The following is an 18,073-nucleotide window of genomic DNA, read 5'->3' on the forward strand; positions in this document are numbered from 1 at the left end:
CCTGCCCGATATAGGCCCGCGAAAGTTTCGGATCCGATCCCGCTGCGACTTGTTGTCCCCGGCAATTCCCCAGAAAGACTTGTCAATCGCAATATCAACGTCCTCCGAGAAGCGTTCTATGACATGCCAACCCTTGCTCAGCGACGTCCCACCCTTGAAGGTGATGAAATCCCGGCACAACGATTCGAACAAGGCCTTCAACGTCATTGTCACCCACCAGTCCTTCTCGACAGCCTGCGGCGGAAGCCCGACTCGTTCGCTCGTCTGCGCGACGAGCATCCTTTTCTGGCCCTCGGGAAGCGTCCAAAAATTACTCTCCATAAAACGACATAATGATTTTATGAATCCAAGCTGGCACCAGCCGCAGATCGGGCAGAATGTGCGACTTCGGAATCCGGGCGAATATCGTCTTCAGTTGGGCGATATGCTCCTCCGTGACCTGCGGTCGTCCGATCTCCTTCAAGGCGAACACGGCAAGCATCAACGTTTTATTCTGATAAGCCAGATTTCTCAGCGCCACACGCTTGAATCGCAATTTGCGACCGTTGAACAAATTAACCGTCCGGGAATTGCCATCCGTATAAAACACATAGTTCATCGGAACTTGCGTAGACAACCCCAACATGTTCAGCGCGTGCATACCCGTCGGAACAACTCGGGCTTCGCTTTGTCGGGCTATCTTTTCAGCAATTTCATTGACTGTCGGATATTGTATGCCCAGGCCAAACTTCCTGTCAATTTTTGGATAGCAATAAAGGCCCCTTGCAATACGAACCAGGTGGCCCTTTCGAGTAAGCCGTTCCAATGACTTCGCGATTGCCGCACCCGATCCGCACGCAGCGAAATCTGATGCAGAATAGAGCTTACCGCGTCCGCATTTTTTAATTCTGACAAGTATCTTATCCTCTATTGTTTGCATCCTGATATTAGTCTATTATCTGTCGCAAATTTATATTATTTTTTCGACAAAACAAATCTCATTCCAGCACACTCACAACCTCGCGTTTGATATCCATATCAATATCGCGATAACGGGCAAAGGCTCTACTGCCGTCCTTATGCCCCGACATCGCCCCCACGATCGCCGGATCCTTCACACTTTTATAGACATTCCCGATGAATGTCCGGCGTGCCATGTGCGACGAGGCGAGGTCGCAGATCGGAACCTGGATATTCTGCCGCGTCCGCTGGTCGATCGTCGTTACCTTGCGCGTAAGGCCCGCCTTGCGAAACGCCTCTTTGATATAAACATTGTATTTCTGCTCCGAGATAAACGGGAACAACGTCCCTCGGGTTTCATCCAGATATTTACGGATCAACTCCTTCGCCGCATCGATCAACGGCACCGAGACCGTCACCACCCGGTCGTCGCGGGTTTTGCGGGGAACATATTCAATGCAATCCCCGATGATATTGGCATAGGTCATCTTGTAAAGGTCGCTCACCCGGCAGCCGATCATGCACTGAAAGACAAAGATATCGCGTTGCGTCTCCAGCTGCTTGTCATCCCCCATGTCCGCCTCGGCCAACTGTTTCCGCTCCTCGGTCGTAATATAGACCGGAGTGCCGTAAACGATCTCCGCAATCTTATACTGCTTGAACGGATCATTGGTGGTGAATCCGCTGTCATTCAACCAGACATAGAAAGACCGCAGTCGAATCAACATATCCGAAACGTAGTTCATACCGCGCTCCTTCGGTCGTCCCGGAATCACCAACTCGCCCGCAGCATTAAGGTACGGAGCGCGCTTCAACGGCAAATTCTTCCTCACTTTCGGCCGCGCATACGGGACCTCGTCGTACAACTCCGGATGCTCGTCGAAGATCTCTGGCTCTTTCATCAGGAATGCCCCGAAATCATCGAGCGTCATCGGCGTGACTGTATGTACGTCCAACACAAAACGGCGACTCGACAGTCTGCGATACAACTCATAGCGCTTCAGCGTCCGCACCAGCACCTTGAAATGTTTGACCCGGGACTCGGACAGTTTGTGAGCGGCAAGGTACTCCTCCGTCAACGAGAAAAAGTCACGTTTCTTCTCCTCAACGGGATTGGTTGCCTTCGGGCGCAACGTCCGACGGATCAACTTTTCAAGCCACTCCCGCGTAACGGTCGATTTATCATCGGTTGCCTCAATCGTGTGCTCGATCACGTCGACCAGCTCTTTCAGTTTCGCACGCTTGGACAGCAGAGCGTTCCGCTCCTCGCCCGGGATATTCGGAATGTTGATGTCGTTCTTCTTACCCCAGCGTTTGCGATCGATCCAGATGCCCGACGGCACGCGCAAACGCAGTCCGCGAAATGTAGACCCGAAAATTGATCTGAGACTCCCCGGCACTGTTCGCTCCCTGTGTCAATACATACGTGACTTTTGCCATAGACTCGCCATTTGATACTTTGCAAGTATATGATTTATATTTGAATACAGCAACATTTCCGTGTCCGCACTGTGTTCGCATTTATGAAAAACGACTAAAACAGGAAAAATCAACATTCATTCGTATGAATCCTAAAATACTATATAACAAATAGTTATAAAACAATTTAAAATTCAACCATTTGCATCAGTTTGCAAGAATCGGTCCTTGTCCTGGGCACCATGAGCCGCGTTAAACGAAAGTTTGACGCGGTTTTTTCATGGTCTCGCCCTCCGGAACGGCTACGCCGCCACACCAACAGGCGGAACCTCGGAGGTACAAGACCGGAAACGGTTATGAAAAATCCGGGGAGCGCCACCGAAACCGGTCACTCCCCGGACAAATTCTTCGAAACGATCCGAATCAACGATTCCCGGCCGCTTCCAGCATGCGCGCAATGGGAGCGCTCATCGGCGAGGCGTACTGCTCGGCATAGAACCGGCGCAACGCCCCCCGCATCCGCTCAATCCGACCTCTGTATTCCGGATCCTTGACCGCATTTCTCGTTTCAAGCGGATCCGTCCCGTAGTCGTAAAACTCGCATCCGACGATCTGTCCCTCATCGAAAGGCAGGCAGGTCTTGAAGCCGCGAACCCATTCCACATAGCGATAGCGGCCGTCCCGGATCGAATAGCCCTGAATCTCCTGCCGGTTGGCCTGCATGAAGGCATACTTCTTGACCGACTTGCGGGGATTCTTCAACACCGGGACCAGACTTACGCCGTCGATCCAGGACGGAGGCTCGATACCTGCCAGATCGCAAAGGGTCGGATAGATGTCCACGAACTCCGTCATCGTGCGGCATTTCCCGCCTCCGGTCATCCCCGGGACCGACATCATCAGCAACGTCCGCGTCGGAGCCTCGAAGTTCGTCAACTTGCTCCACAGACCGTGGTCCCCGAGGTGGTAGCCGTGATCGCCCCATACCACGACAACCGTATTTTCAGCCAGTCCGGCCTCCTCCAAAGCGTCGAGCACCCGGCCGATCTGCGCATCCGTATAGGAGGTGCAGGCGTAATAGCCGTGCACGAGGCGGCGCTGGATCTCCTCGTCGAGCTCCTGTCCCGGCATGTAGCTGTGGAACGACGGAACATCGGTATAGGCCTTCACCTCGTTGGAGTTGTGATAGGCGCACGGCACGGGATCGGAGCTCATCGTCCGGAACTCCGCCAGCGGCATCTCGTCCCGGTCGTAGAGATCCCAATACCTCTTGGGCGCCACGAACGGCAGGTGCGGACGAATGAAGCCGACAGCCAGAAAAAAGGGCTTTTCACTCCCTTTCAGATTCCCGATCTGCGCAACCGCCGCATCGGCGACCTGACCGTCGAAATAGGCGTTGTCCGGAACATCGACGCACTCGGTCACGGGCTTCCCGCCCGGCAGCATGTAGACCGGAGCCTGCGGCTTGATGTAGGGTTTCGTCCACGAAACAGGATCATTGTTATAGGTTTTGTTCGTAAGCGGATGATACACCTTGCCGATGCCGATCGTCTCGTAGCCGTTCGCCGCAAACAACTGCGGCAGCGACACGATATCGGGATTGTTGCGTCGGAAAATTCCGTCGAGTGTCCACACCCCGGTATGATCGGGACGCAGGCCGGTGAGGACGCTGGCCCGTGTCGGCCCGCTCAACGGAAACTGACAATAGTTGTTCATAAAGGTTACACCGGACGCCGCAATACGCTCGAAAGCAGGAGTATGCGCAATCCGGTCCCCATAAGGACCGATATTGGGTTTGAGATCGTCGACCACCAGAAACAGGATGTTCGGAGGGGTGGCGGCCCGCTCCTTCCCCGACGGAGAGGCCGCCTGGGCTGCGGCGGAACCGACCATCGAGAGCGATCCGACGCCCAAAAGCATTTTTTTCAGCTCTGTCATTGTTTTTTCCAATTTAAATCTCTATTTTTGTTTCGTTCAATAAGGGTCTGAATTTTATTCCGTAACTTTATTTCTTCACTACCATGAAAACCTTTCTGGCAATGCTGACTCTCGGAGTCACGTGCTGGGCTTTCGGTACACAGGCCCAAACTTTCGATACCCGACTGCTTTCACAGTATGATCCTGCCGTCTTGCAGGAACTCTACCCCGTATGCCGGCACACGACCGCGTCCGCCGAACAACAGGCTCAACTCGCCGAACGGTTCCGGCAGGAGAATCTCCGCTTTTCGGAACTGGTCAACCGCGGCAACGGCGTGCTCTCGCCCGACGACGAGGAGGAACTCGAACGGATGCGCGACAACGCCCTGCGCGAAGTCCTCTCCGGGGAGCAGCTTCTCCAATACTACCGTTACGAAGCGCTTCCGGCGGCCTATGCCCGGGGCCGCGAGGCCAAGACGGCGGTCTCCAAACAGCTCGAACTATCCTACATGGAGCTGAAATACGTCAACAACACCTTCTTTGTCATCGAACAGGAGACGCAGGCCGTAAAAAAACTCTGCCGCGACAACCCGACCGAAGCCCGGGAGCGCGCCCGTCAGATCTACGAACGCGAAATAGCCTGGCTCGAAGCCAAGAGCGGAATACGGATCGACCGGCAGATGCACGCCGAGCGGGTCGTACGGCTGACCGACTATGCGCCGCTGATGCCTGACGGAGAGTGATCCCTCCCGGGGCCAACGCCATGAGGCCGTCCTTCGGGACGGTCTTTTTTTATCAAAGAGCGACCTCCTGCGTCCGGGTCTCCCCGAAACGCGACACGACGCGGATCACCACCCGCTCCGAACCAGGCGTACAACGGAACAGATGGTCCGTCACCACGGCCTTGATCCACGGCCGGGCCGGAATCCGCGGATGTCCCGCCGTGCCGAAACAGGCGCACGCCGCAGGATCGAGCGCCCGCGGATCGTCGAAGCGGCACTGCTCCATCGGGCGGAACGTGCGGCCGCCATCCTCGGAATACTCCACCCGCCACTGCGGATCCCAGTCCCAGACATTGACAAGCAGCTCTGCGGCCGGACGCGATGCCCCGCAGCGCAGCGTGTCGGGCGGATAGACCCGGAAAAGCCGCTCCGCATCCCCGGCGGCGACATAACGCCAGCGGAACCGGCGCCCCCGCACCTCGAAGAGCTTGTATCCGAGCGGGGTGCCGTCCAGACAGACCGGGCCCTCCCAGAAACCGCCGCAGGCGGCACCCACGGTGTGTTCGGTCATCCGGCGCGAAGGGGTGGATACGCTGTTGGTGTGCGTATGTCCGGAGATGATCTGCACGTGGGCATAGCCGTCCAGCAGCGCCAGCAGCGACGGGCTGTCCCCGTAATGGGCCGGATCGGGGAACCGGCGGCTTTGCAGCGGCGAGTGGGCCAATACGACCACGGCACGGCTCTTCGGCACACAGGAGAGGTCGCGCCCGACCCAGGCCAGCTGCTCCGGGCCGAAGCCGATCGCATAGGCATCGCGCTTCCCGCCCCGGAAAAGGATGTTGTCCAATACGATATAGTGTACCCGTCCGCGGTTGAACGAGTAATGCGTCGGACCGTAGTGGCTGCGGAACCGCCGCGTGGAGGGCTCCTCGTTGTCCGGAGTCTCGCTGTCGCGAATCGGGCCGTGGTCGTGGTTGCCGATGGCATAGAAGACCGGCTGTCCGAGCGCCGCGAAACTCCGCTTGCTCGGCCCGTGCATCTTCGGACGGTTGAAGACGACATCGCCCGCAACGAGCACCGGAACGGTGCCCGCCGCCGGCATCCGATCCAAATCCTCCTTCAACGAGGCGAGCAACGAATCGAGCTGCGACACTTCACGGAGGTTGCGGACCTGCGGATCGCCCAGTGCCGCGAAACGGTGCCACCGTCCGCGGTCGGGCTCGCGGAGCAGGGTAAAATCGACGGCATCCCGATCGGCAAGGGTGTCGATCCGGACCCAGAACATCGGAACGCTCTCCACAACCGGCACGGTGTATCCCGACGGAATCGAAAGGTAGACGTGCACGGCATCCTCCCCGCACGGCAGTTCGTAGGCTCCGTGCCGGTCGGTCCGGGTAACATGTTCGCCGTCGGTCACCACCACCCCGGAGACGCCGCGACCCGCACAAACAACCCGCCCGCGGACCGGTGCCCCGGCTCCGGCCGTCTTCGCAAGGAACAACAGGAGCAGCAGCGGAAGAATCGGACGGGCAAAGCGGCGTTTCATGGCAATAGTAGTTGGGTGTTGTGTGGTGCAAATATAATCAAACATCAGCGGAAAAACAAGTTTTCCGGCGGCGGAATCGACAAAAAAACCGGAGCCCGGCAAGCGGGCTCCGGTTGCTGAACCGAATCCGGACCGGTTAATCCCGGACAACGACGATGTCGTCGAGGAAATGACGTCCGGCCGTGGTCGAGAAGGTGATCTGCGTCTGGGCAGTGGCTCCGGTGATGCGCACCTCGTAGTCGTACCACTTGACGTAGGTCGCCACCGTCTGCTCCATCTCGGCGATGGTGGCACCCCGAATCACGGGAATCGAGCTGTAATCGGGCTGGCTCACCACCGTCCCGGCATTTACGGCAGCCACCGCTAAAGTCTTCGCCTCGGACGATGCATAGTTCGCCGGCATGAAGAACGCCAGTTTGAACTTCACCGTAATGTCGGTCGGCGTATCGCCCAGCTTCGTCAGTTTCGGCGTCGTCAGCGAGCCCTTCTTGGCATTCGAATTGCCGCCGAACATCACATAACCCGGACATTCGCGGGTCTCGCCCGTACCGGTCCAACCGGCCGGAATGTAAAGATTGGCCGGGTTCGACAGGAAGTGTCGGGCCGGAATGAAGTAGTCGTGGCCGTGGATCGCCTCGTCGAACCCGTATGTGAAGACAACGTTGCCGTCCGAAGGCAGGTCGCTCGTATGGTAGGCACGCTCGGTATCGGTCGAGAGGTAGAAGCCGTGGTGCAGGTAGAGGGGATCGGACGAATCGAGCGCCCCGCCGCCGTAGGTGTCGGTCGTGGTCGGCACGATGCGCATCCAGATATCGGAACCCGCCGGGACCGTCGTCCCCTCGGGCAGCGTGAAGCGGCTCATCTTGAAGGGCGACGCATTCGTAACGGCAAAGGTCGGTGCGAAATCGACAAAGGGCGTCACGGCCACCTCGACACCGCCGTTCCACTGCGAGCCGTCGGTGCTCCACTCCACCTTCCACGTCTTCGGAACGTTGGCTTTCGACGCCGTCTGCCATCCGAAGCCGAAACGCAGCGTTCCTTTGAGTTCCGAAGCCGCTTTCATCCGGATCACCATCGACTGGTCAAGCACATCCTCGCCGCTCCATCCCGTCGTGATGAAACGACCGTTGTAAAGCTGGCTGGCAACTGCCGCCAAACGCCCCGTGCGATCGGACGTTCCCCCCATGCGCTGCACGGTATTGCCCGAATCGAAGGTCACCAACTGGTTCTCCCCGTCGAGCGTACACCCGTAGACGGAATACTCCTCCCCCGAAAGGGTCGTGGGATCGGCCAGGAAGAACTCCGAAACCGGCGTAATGGCATAGACCTTCTCGCCGAAGCGCGCAGCGGTCATCCGGGCCACGTCATCGGCAGAAACCGGCATCAGTTTGCCCTCCGCGACGATGCCGAAGACCGGTCCGCTGCCCTGCGGCACGCTCTGCGAAGCGAACGAGGCGTTTTGGAGCGTCTTCACGGCATAGGTATCGCCGGAAGCCGTTTCGAACGTAACCTCGCCTCCGAGGGAGCGCGACAGATCGGCGTCGATCACCTGCGAAGCGGGCATCTCGACATACAGACCCTCGCAGGCGCCTCCCGCCAGATCCGAAACGGCAATGGCAACAGGAACAGGCTCTTCGACCGGTTCGCCGGTCTTCCCGACCTCGGCCCCGGCATCGGGCGTCAGAACGAGCAGCCCGTCCACCTTGTCCAGCGAAGCGTTCAGCACGACGACCCGAACCTCGTCACCGGGAACCACGCCGTCGACCGCCGCCTTGACGAAGAGGCCGGACTCCGTATCGGCCAGGGCGAAGCACCCCTCCGGAACGTTGTCCGTCGAGACCACGCGCCCCAGCAGGTAGTGGTTCTCCCCGATCTGCACCGCCGAACCCGAATAGAGGGCACGCACCTCGTCGATGCCGCATTTCGTCGGTGTCGAAGCATCGGGACGTTCGGGCTCGCCCTCCACCTCGATGAGGATGTCGTCGATGCAGAAGCGATGCTCGATCTCCGTGTTGGCATTCGAGATCGTGACGACGGTCTCCGGAGTGGCGCCGCGGATGATGGCCGACACCTCACCGAAAACATTGGCCTTGACCGTGCCCGCCCGGCCCTCGTTGTCGGCCGTCGCGCCGCTCTCGCCGTCCACCGTGACGCGGATGTCGCCGTCGACCGGTTCCAGCACGCTCTGCACCGCCGCGGCCCGCAGGCTCACCTTCACGTCCGTACGCAGGATGTTCATCTCTTCAAGATGTTTGAGCGTGACGGAGAAGGTGCCCGGACTGGTCGAGGTCCCGAGGTGCAGATAACCCGGGCGATCATAGCCGTTGATGATCGAAACCAACCCCCTCAACGCCTCCGGAATCCCGTACGATCCGCCGCGGCAGGAGTTGAAGAAGCCCTGATCGAGGGTGATATCCGTTGCATTGTCGACATCGCACAGATCATCGAACCCGCAGGAGAAGACAATGCGCTCCGTATCGGCAGACGGCAGTTCGCTCCTGGGCGCCGAAGCGCTGAATACCTGGAACCCATGCTGGAATAACACCGTACCGGGATCCGAAGCGGATCCCAGGTTGGTCGGATCGTCGGGGGTCATGCGGATCAGCAGCTTGCCTCCGGCCGGGACCTTCTGCTCAGCGGGAATGGTGAACTCGGCCAGTTTCCACACGGCCTCCGACGCTCCCTGGACGGTCGCACCCGAGAAGGCATGGAAGGTCGTACCGTCCGAACTCCATTCGAGTTTCCACGGATTGCCCGAGAGAATGTTGTCGCGACGGGAGCCGAATCCGTAGCGGAGATCGCCCGAAAGTTCCTCCTTGACGGGAATCTCCAACAACCACGCATCCCCGTCGTTCCAGTTCCCGGCCACCAGACCGCGCTGGTAATATTGATTCTTCGACGCATTGTGGCACGGACAGACGAACGTCAACCCGGAATCGGAAGACCCGGTCCGCGTGATGACCAGCCCCCCGTCGAGATAACAGCTGTTACCGTCGATGAAACCGTTCGACAGCTGATAGTTGTCGTCGATGAAGAACATGTCGGCCAGCGGGAAGTCATATCCGGAGGTGGAAGCCACACCGGCACCCTGCGTCAACTGTACGGTCATCGAACTGTTTCCGTCGTCGGTGGCAACGACGACCGAAGCCGTCCGCTCCGAAGCCGTAGTGTTCCGGGCCACGGTAATCGTGACGCGGGCATCCCCCATTCCTTCACGCGGATCGAACGTCACCCAGCGAAGGGTATTTCCTTCGGAATCCACCGCCGATAGATTCCAATAGGCATTACTTCGGACATCCAAAGTGAGATCTCCACCCACCCCGTCGATCGACAAGGGTGATGTCGGCACCTCCACGCGGCACGTCGTATCCACGTCGGGGTCCTGCGTACACCCCGTCTGTACCAACAGTACGGAGAGCAGCGCGCCTGCAACGGCTGATAAGAAGAGTTTTTTCATGTCATTCGGGTTTTTTAGGTGATTGCGCGGACGCTTCCGGATGCGCCGTAACGCCAATTCAGGAATTAATGGGCCTGTTTTTTACACATTCTTTGAAATTTAACAACTAATTTTTTGTAAATTCAATTTAAAGGCTTACATTTGCACCACACCAGACAACACTATTTATACCTATTGTGTGACCTGAATTGGTGTAGTATGGTGTGGTGTTGCAAATATACTACTAAATCTAAAAACATGAAAAATTTTGATGTTAAATTTCGAAGAAAATGCAATTTGGGTCCATTCGGCTCACTCTGCATCTTTCTGGCAGCGATTTTTCTGACATCTCCCCTCCCAGTCCCCGCGCAGGAACGAAACCTCGAAGGTATCGTCAAAACCGCAGCCGGAGATCCCGTTGTCGGCGCTACGATCATCGTGACCGGTACGCAGACCGGAACCTCCTCGGATCTGTCGGGAAATTTCAGCCTGAACCTGAAACAACCTCTTCCGGCAAATGCAACCCTCACCGTCAGCTACATCGGCTATAAGACACAAACCGTCACCCCGGGAGCCAAAACCTTCCTCGAAATCATCCTCGAAGAGGAGAGCGCCCTCCTCGACGACGTGGTCGTCGTCGGATACGGCACCGCCCGCAAGAAAGACCTGACCGGATCGTTGAGTTCGGTCAACAGCCAGCAGATCATCGCCCGTCAGCAGCCCACCATCTCCTCGGCCTTGCAGGGAGCCATGCCCGGCGTAACGATCACCCGCACGCATTCCGCTCCCGGTGAGGAGGCCACGATCCGCGTGCGGGGAATCACCTCGATGACCGACGGCGCTTCCGACCCCTACGTGCTCATCGACGGCGTGCCGGGAAGCATCTCCGACGTCAACCCCAACGACGTCGCCAGCATCACCGTCCTGAAAGATGCCGCCTCGGCCTCGATCTACGGTTCACAGGCCGCGGCCGGCGTCATCCTCATCACGACCAAGCGCGGCGGCGAAGGAACAACCAGCGTCACCTATAATTACTCGCTCGGACTGGACTACCCGACCACTCTGCCCGACTACACCGACGCCATCGGATACATGGAGGCCGTGAACGAACTGCGCTACAACGATACGCCCTCCGGCGGATGGTATCAGGAGTACCCCCGCGAGACGATCGAGAACTACTGGCAGCTCAACCGCGAAAACCCCGATCTATACCCCAACGTCAACTGGCTCGACCTGCTGTTGAAGAAGCACGCCGTGCGGCAGTCGCACACCCTCTCCGTCCGCTCCGGAAACAGCAAGCGCAGCACCGCATTGAGCATCGGATACGACGACATCGACGGTCTCTTCACCAAAAACCTCACATGGAAACGCTACACGGTGCGGCTGAACAACGACGTCCGGATCTTCAAATGGATGCACGCCGCAGCCGACATCTCCCTGCGCAAGACCGACGAACTCGACCCGGCCACCTCACCGTCGAACCAGATGCGCTACATCCCGCCGATCTATGCCGCCGTGTGGAGCAACGGACACTACGCCCCGGGCAAGGACTCCAACAACAAATACGCCGCCCTCATGGACGGCGGAACGAAGAACCGCCACTCCTACTACGGTTCGGCCCGCTTCCAGCTCGACGTGACGCCGCTCGAAGGACTCACCGTCACCGGAATCTTCGCCCCGAAGTTCACCTACCGAAAGAACAAGAACTTCACCACCCAGGTCCCCTATTGGAGCTCGCCCGACGACCTCTCCTCCACGAGCAGCAACTACATCTCCGACGCAACCGTGACCGAACTCTCCGAACAGCGGAACGATACGTTCAGCCACACGACCCAGTTCTACGCCAACTACCAGAAAACCTTCGGCCAGAACCACAATTTCAGCGCCATGATCGGCTATGAGAACTACTGGTACGAGGAGGAGGGATTGCAGGCCTCGAACTCGTCGTTCCCTCACTCGCTCATCCCCTACCTCTCGGCAGGAGGCACCGACGCCGTCACGGCCGAAAGCAACAACGTCTACGAACTGGCCCGCCGCTCCTACTTCGGGCGCGTGATGTACAACTACGCGAACAAGTACTACGTGCAGGGCAACATCCGCCGCGACGGCTCCTCGCGGTTCGCTCCCGACCACCGCTGGGGTACGTTCCTCTCGGCCTCGGCCGGCTGGGTCTTCACGCAGGAGAAGTTCCTCGCCGGAGCGAAGAACTGGCTCGACTTCGGAAAACTCCGCGTCTCCTACGGACAGCTGGGCAACGAGCGGATCCAGGGTTACTACCCCTATCAGGCGACTCTGACCCCTGCCTACGGAGTCGGATATGTCGGAAACAACGTCACGGCCATCCCCGGCTACTCGCAGACCGCCGCCGTCATCAGCGACCTCACGTGGGAGACCACCACGACCTACGACATCGGCCTCGACCTGACGATGTTCCGCAACCGGCTGACCCTCACGGGTGACTACTACTACAAGCGTACCGACGACATGCTGCTCACCGTGCCCATCGCCCCGATCATCGGCCTGACGGACCCCTATGACAACGTCGGAACGATGAATACCCGCGGATGGGAACTGACGCTCGGCTGGCGCGACCGCATCGGCGAGCTGGAATACTCCGTATCGTTCAATATCTCGGACGACGTTTCGACGATGGGCTACATCGGAAACCGGGAGATCATCTCCGACGGCAAGATCATCCGGGAAGGCGTCGAATACAATTCGTGGTACGGATTCGTCAGCAACGGACTCTTCCAGACACAGGACGAACTCAACGGAGCCGCAAAGTACGGAAACGAACAGATCGGCGACATCCGCTACAAGAACCTGGCCGACGCCGATCCCGAATCGCCCCTGATCAACAACGAATACGACCGAACCGTACTGGGCTCGTCGCTCCCGCACTTCAACTACGGCGGCAACATCTCGCTGGCCTGGAAAGGCATCGATTTCAGTCTCGATTTCCAGGGCGTCGGCAAACGCAACTCCTACCTCTCGACCGCTATGGTACAGCCCCTGCGCAGCCAGTGGTACAACATTCCGGAGATCATCGTCGGAAACTCCTGGAGCCGCAAGAACACCATCGAGCAGAACATGAAGGCCCGCTATCCGCGCTATTCGTGGAACAGCAACGACAGCAATTACGCCTATTCGGACTTCTGGCTCTTCGACGGCTCCTACTTCCGCGTGAAGAACATCACGCTCGGATACTCTCTCCCGGAAAAATGGATGAAGAAGGTGTGGATCAAGAACCTGCGTTTCGCAGCCACCCTGACCGACTTCTTCACCATCAGCCACTTCCCCAAAGGCTGGGATCCCGAAGGCGGCGTCACCTCCTACCCGATCACCAAATCGGTCATTTTCTCCGCCTCCATCACTTTCTAACGAGATAAAATGCTGATACCGATATGAAAACACCAAAATCATCAATCCTCGCGTTCTGCTGCGCCGCACTCCTCGGATGCAGCGATCTCGACCTCTCGCCCAGGGACGAGGCCGCAACCGGAAACTGGTTCCAGACAGCCGAACAGTTCGAGATGAACCTCAACGCCATTCTGCTCCACCAGTTCTGGCCCCAGGAACGGAACGAGTGGAACTCCTCCAACCAGTGCGAACTGGATGCCCTCACCGATGACTTCACCAACCGCACGACGACCATCACGTTCAACAACGGAAACCTCAACGGTACGAATCCCGTCGTGACGCGCATGTGGGATATCACCTATTCGGGCATCAACCGCTGCAACAAGATCATCACCGAACTCCGCAAACTCAAAGCCTCGATGGATCCCGACACCTACAACCGGATCGAAGGGAACGCCCGCTTCTACCGCGCCTGCTTCTATGCCCGGCTGCTGATGCACTTCGGCGACGTGGTGGTCGTCGACGAGGATATCGACATCGAAACCGAAGCCGGACGCAACGCCGCCTATCTGCTCGAACGGCAGGACCGCTGGCAGGTGCTCGAAGATGTTCTCTCGGAGTTCGACGCCGTGGTCGACATGCTGCCCAGGGAGTATGCCGCTTCGGAGGTTCAGCGCGCCACGAAGGGAGCAGCCTACGGCATGAAGGCCCGCACGGCGCTCCACTTCGCCTCCATCCGCAAATGGGACACCTACGGTCTGGGCAATATCCAGGAGGCCGAAAGACTCTTCGGAACAGCCGCTGACGCCGCCTCGAAATGCATGGAGCTGGGCGTCTACCGGCTGCACGAGGATTTCGGGAAACTCTTCCTGCAATCGACCAAGAACTCGCCCGAAGGCATCTTCGTGATCCCGCGTTCGAAGATCCTCTCCAACGGCTCGAAATGGCAGTACCTCAACGGGCAGTCCTGCACGGCCAAACTCTCGCGGCTGTCGGGGGCCTCGACCTGCACGACGGTCTGCCCGTCGTGGGACCTTCTGTGCTCGTTCCTCTGCGACGACGGACTCCCGATCGACGAATCTCCGCGTTATGATCCCTCCCAACCCTTCAAGAACCGCGATCCGCGCTGCGCCTACACCATCGTGGAGTTCGGGACGAAGCACCTCGGCGTGATCTACGACCCGCACTTCGACAAAGAGACCGTGTACAGCGACCGCGAGGGCAAGGAGGTCACCAACAACGACTCGCGCACCTACCGCATCGAAGGCACCTCGAACCAGTACGCCTCCTACAACGGGCTGGTGCTCCGCAAGGGCATCGACGAGGACTGGCTCTCACCCTTCGAGGTGGAGCCCGACAAGCTGCTGCTGCGCTACGCCGATGTGCTGCTGATCTATGCCGAAGCGAAAATGGAACTGGGAGAGATCGACCAGACGGTGCTCGATGCCGTCAATCAGGTCCGCGCCCGCGCCTATGGCGTAAGCCTCGGCGATACGGGCAGCTATCCCGCCGTCACCACGACCAACCAGGCCGAACTGCGCACGATCATCCGCACGGAGCGCCGCATGGAGTTCGCCTTCGAGAACCAGCGCTACCTGGACCTCTACCGGTGGCGCATCTCCGAAAAGGTGATGAACTACCGCAACTACGGACTCCCCAAAAAGGATGAAAAACGCCAGCGCGCCTACATCGACAACGGCATGTGGTTCCACGGCGCCGTGCCGGAGATCGACGAGGACGGATGTCCGAACTTCTCGATCGTCGTGAAGGGGGAGCCCGACTTCTTCACCAACGACGTCTATGTCGACAAGCTCGCCCAGCGGGTTTTCCTCCCGAAACACTACCTCTGGCCCATCCCCACCACGACCCTCAACGTCATGCCCAACATCGAGCCGAATCCCGGATACTGATCCGCCGGGAGATTCCGGAAACACAAACAACCCTGCCCGTCGAGGGCAGGGTTGTTTGTTGCAGATCCGGATCCGGGATCACCGGCCCCGCGTCAGAACGTGCTGCGACGCGTCATCCGGAAATCGCACTTCACCTTGCGCAGCTGCTTGTCGAGAATCATCCGGGCGGCCACAGCCCCCATTTGCCGGAAATCCGTCGAAATGGTGGTCAGTCCGTTCAGCACGATCTCGTTGATCGGAGATTCGTTGTAGGAGATGAAACCGATGTCCCGGCCCGCTTTGAGCTTTTTCTCCTTCGCGGCACGGGCCAGGTCGATGAGCTCCGTATCAAGCTGGCCGTTGAGAATCAGATAAACCTCCTGCGGACGGACGATCTCCGGAGTCACCGTCTGGTGGAACTCGCACGGAATGCCGTGATCGGCACAGAAACGCTCGGCTCCCTCGCGGATGAAGGAGTAGTAGAGGCTCGACGCTTCGGTGATGATGTTGAGCTTGTTCTGTTTTTGGAGCTTCTTCGAAGCCTGCATCAGCCCGTCGTAGACGTCGTTGGTGAAATCCTGATAGGCAACGCCGTAATTGCCCGGCAGCGACTCGATGTAACGGTCGAGCAGGATGAGTTTGCGGTTCGGAATCCGCGTGAGCGCCTTGACCGCTCGCCGCTGCGTGGGCTCGTCGAGCGGGAAATGCGGCGTGATGACATAGTAATCGAACAGGTCGAGGTTCTCGTCGATGTAGTATTCGAGCAGTTCGACCTGCTGGTTGTGCAGCCGGATGGTAATCTCCCCCTGCGTCCCGATCGTCGAGGAGAACGAGCTGAAAAGCACCTGCTTGTAGGTGCTCAATTTATCGAAGAGCACCAGAATCTTGGGCTTCTGCCCGCTGTTCTCGGACGAAACATAGAACCCCTTGCCCTGCGTGGCGCTGATGATCCCCTTGTCGCGCATGAGCGAATAGGCCTTCTTAACCGTCTCTTTCGAGATACCCAGTTGGAGCGAGAGCTCGTTCATCGACGGCAGCAGGTCCCCGTACCGGTATTCACCGTCGTGGATGGCCGTTTCAACATTGCTGATGAGCTGCTTGTAAACAGGAGTCTGCGATTTCAGATCGATTTTTATGGTATATGCCATATCCGGAAGTATAAAAAGTAACTGTTTTTTTTGTTTTTCGCAATATTTTGGACTATATTTGCACCACACCACAATACACTAAATTAGTTTATGGAAAAACAGGTGTTGAGTTAAGTGTGATCTGATTTAGTACAAATATAGAAAAAATAACTCGAACATGACACTAAATCCCCGACAAATGAGCAAGTTTATCTGCACCACGGCGGCAACGGCCTGCCTGGCCGTCTCCGCTTCGGCCCAGACCGAAACCCCGCACTGGTCGCTGACGTGGAAAAAACTGCTGATGACCGGCCCCGAACTCGAACTCGTCGGTTCACTGCCGACCCGTACCACCCACGAACTGGGGGCCTCCGACTGGTCGATCGGCTGCGAAACCCTCGACCGCGACTACGGCAATTTCGACAACTACAAACCCTTTTTGAGCGAGCTGGGCGTCGCTTCGGCCCGCATCCAGAGCGGCTGGGCACGCTGCGAGCAGAAAAAGGGACACTACGACTTCGCGTGGCTCGACCACATCGTCGACGGCATGCTGGAAGAGGGCGTGCAGCCGTGGATCAACCTCGGATACGGAAATCCCGTATACGGCGCCGAGAAGAGTCTCGGATCGAAAATCTTCACCGACGAGCCCACGATGAAGGCGTGGCTGAAATTCGTCGAAACGATCGTCTCGCGCTACCGGGGCAAGGTCCACGAATGGGAGATCTGGAACGAACCCAACCTCGGGGAGAACCGAACGAATTACGACGCCTACGCATCGCTGCTGTCGAACACCGTCGGTACGATCCGCCGCATCCAGCCCGACGCCGTCATCATCGGAATGGGGCTCTCGCGCATGCCGCTGGGATACACGAAACACGTCCTCGACCTGCTCCGCGAACGCGGACAACTCGGCATGCTCGACTATGTGAGCTTCCACCCCTACCACGAGAACCCCGACGACGCCACCCCCGGCATCGAGGCCCTCGCCGAACTGATCCGCGCCTACAACCCCGACATCCGGCTCTTCCAGGGCGAATCGGGATGCCCGTCGACCCTCGAATGGGCCCACGCCCTGCGCTACTACGAATGGAGCGAGTACAGCCAGGCAAAATGGGTGGCCCGCCGCATGGCCAACGACTGGATGATGGGCATCCGCTCGTCGATCTTCACGTTCGTCGATCTCCAATATCCCAACATGCAGCAGTCGTTCGGGCTGTTACGGACCAACCTCTTCAAGGAGGTGGTCTACAAACGTCCGTCGTTCCATACGGTGCAGCACATGGTCAACCTTTTCCGACCGGAATTCCGGTCGGCCGGACGGCTGAACTGCGAGAGCAACACGCCGCGGAGACTCACCGTGGCCGGCATCGAGCGTGAAGACGACAAGCTGATCGGCGCCATCGTCTGGCAGAACGACCGCATCCCCTCCGACGACCTCACCTTCGAACCGATCGAACTGTGGATCGAAGGCCTCGCGCTCAAAGACCCCGTACTGATCGAAATGGTGACCGGACGCATCTATGCCCTGCCCAAATACCACGGGCACTCCGACGGCGGTCGCATGAAGTTCACGGGACTGCCCGTCTGGGACAGCCCGGTGGTCATCCTCGAACGCAGCGCCCTGCCCGAAGGAACGCGGACCACCGAACGACAGGCCTCCGGTTCGACCCGCGACATGCGCTTCTGACCGCTTCCGAATGTCGAAAAACGCTTAACCA

The 18,073-nt window shown here is 58.4% G+C and carries 10 protein-coding genes and 1 pseudogene; 4 read left to right on the forward strand and 7 right to left on the reverse strand.

Translation table 11 applies throughout. The features are described from left to right. Positions 1-63: 63 nt before the first annotated feature. The 4 genes and pseudogenes from B5G16_RS12985 to B5G16_RS00320 all read right to left on the reverse strand — a co-directional run. Positions 64-321 (reverse strand): annotated as a pseudogene (locus tag B5G16_RS12985) (nucleotidyl transferase AbiEii/AbiGii toxin family protein); the annotation flags it as partial. Beyond that, positions 311-919 (reverse strand): DUF6088 family protein, encoded by a 609-nt coding sequence (locus B5G16_RS00310; RefSeq protein ID WP_087259938.1) that lies wholly within the window; start codon positions 917-919, stop codon positions 311-313. The gene B5G16_RS00310 and the pseudogene B5G16_RS12985, both read right to left, overlap by 11 nt. A gap of 58 nt (positions 920-977) precedes the next feature. Then, positions 978-2,282, reverse strand: a complete 1,305-nt coding sequence (locus B5G16_RS00315) for a site-specific integrase (protein WP_239405913.1) — start codon at positions 2,280-2,282, stop codon at positions 978-980. A gap of 499 nt (positions 2,283-2,781) precedes the next feature. Beyond that, a complete protein-coding gene (locus B5G16_RS00320; RefSeq protein ID WP_087259940.1) occupies positions 2,782-4,296 on the reverse strand; it encodes a sulfatase in 1,515 nt (504 codons plus the stop codon). A gap of 101 nt (positions 4,297-4,397) precedes the next feature. On the opposite strand from B5G16_RS00320, the gene B5G16_RS00325 reads away from it, so the two are divergent. After that, positions 4,398-5,018: a hypothetical protein gene (locus B5G16_RS00325; RefSeq protein ID WP_087259942.1), complete on the forward strand. Its 621-nt coding sequence runs from the start codon at positions 4,398-4,400 to the stop codon at positions 5,016-5,018. Positions 5,019-5,070: 52 nt separating this feature from the next. Here B5G16_RS00325 and B5G16_RS00330 read toward each other — a convergent pair whose 3' ends face one another. Both B5G16_RS00330 and B5G16_RS00335 read right to left on the reverse strand, forming a co-directional pair. Further along, positions 5,071-6,543 carry a calcineurin-like phosphoesterase C-terminal domain-containing protein gene (locus B5G16_RS00330; RefSeq protein ID WP_162611990.1) on the reverse strand — a complete coding sequence of 491 codons (1,473 nt, stop codon included), beginning with the start codon at positions 6,541-6,543 and terminating at the stop codon, positions 5,071-5,073. Between the two features lie 136 nt (positions 6,544-6,679). Then, positions 6,680-10,000, reverse strand: coding sequence for a DUF5689 domain-containing protein (locus B5G16_RS00335; protein WP_143260794.1), 3,321 nt, complete (start codon positions 9,998-10,000; stop codon positions 6,680-6,682). Positions 10,001-10,276: 276 nt separating this feature from the next. Between B5G16_RS00335 and B5G16_RS00340 the strand changes: the two genes are divergently transcribed. Both B5G16_RS00340 and B5G16_RS00345 read left to right on the forward strand, forming a co-directional pair. After that, on the forward strand, positions 10,277-13,360 hold the full coding sequence (locus B5G16_RS00340) for a SusC/RagA family TonB-linked outer membrane protein (RefSeq protein ID WP_239405897.1): 3,084 nt from the start codon (positions 10,277-10,279) through the stop codon (positions 13,358-13,360). 23 nt (positions 13,361-13,383) lie between these two features. Next, a complete protein-coding gene (locus tag B5G16_RS00345) occupies positions 13,384-15,249 on the forward strand; it encodes a RagB/SusD family nutrient uptake outer membrane protein (protein WP_087259950.1) in 1,866 nt (621 codons plus the stop codon). Between the two features lie 92 nt (positions 15,250-15,341). Here the strand turns inward: B5G16_RS00345 and B5G16_RS00350 are convergent, their stop codons facing one another. After that, entirely contained in the window at positions 15,342-16,376 is a 1,035-nt protein-coding gene (locus B5G16_RS00350) for a GntR family transcriptional regulator (protein WP_087259952.1), read from the reverse strand. 178 nt (positions 16,377-16,554) lie between these two features. Here B5G16_RS00350 and B5G16_RS00355 point away from each other — a divergent pair, with 178 nt between their 5' ends. Beyond that, the gene (locus B5G16_RS00355; protein WP_087259954.1) at positions 16,555-18,042 is read left to right on the forward strand and encodes a GH39 family glycosyl hydrolase; all 1,488 of its coding nucleotides are present in this window, start codon (positions 16,555-16,557) and stop codon (positions 18,040-18,042) included. Positions 18,043-18,073: the final 31 nt, after the last annotated feature.

Origin of the sequence: Alistipes sp. An66, from assembly GCF_002161445.1 — a bacterium.
Lineage (GTDB): Bacteria > Bacteroidota > Bacteroidia > Bacteroidales > Rikenellaceae > Alistipes > Alistipes cottocaccae.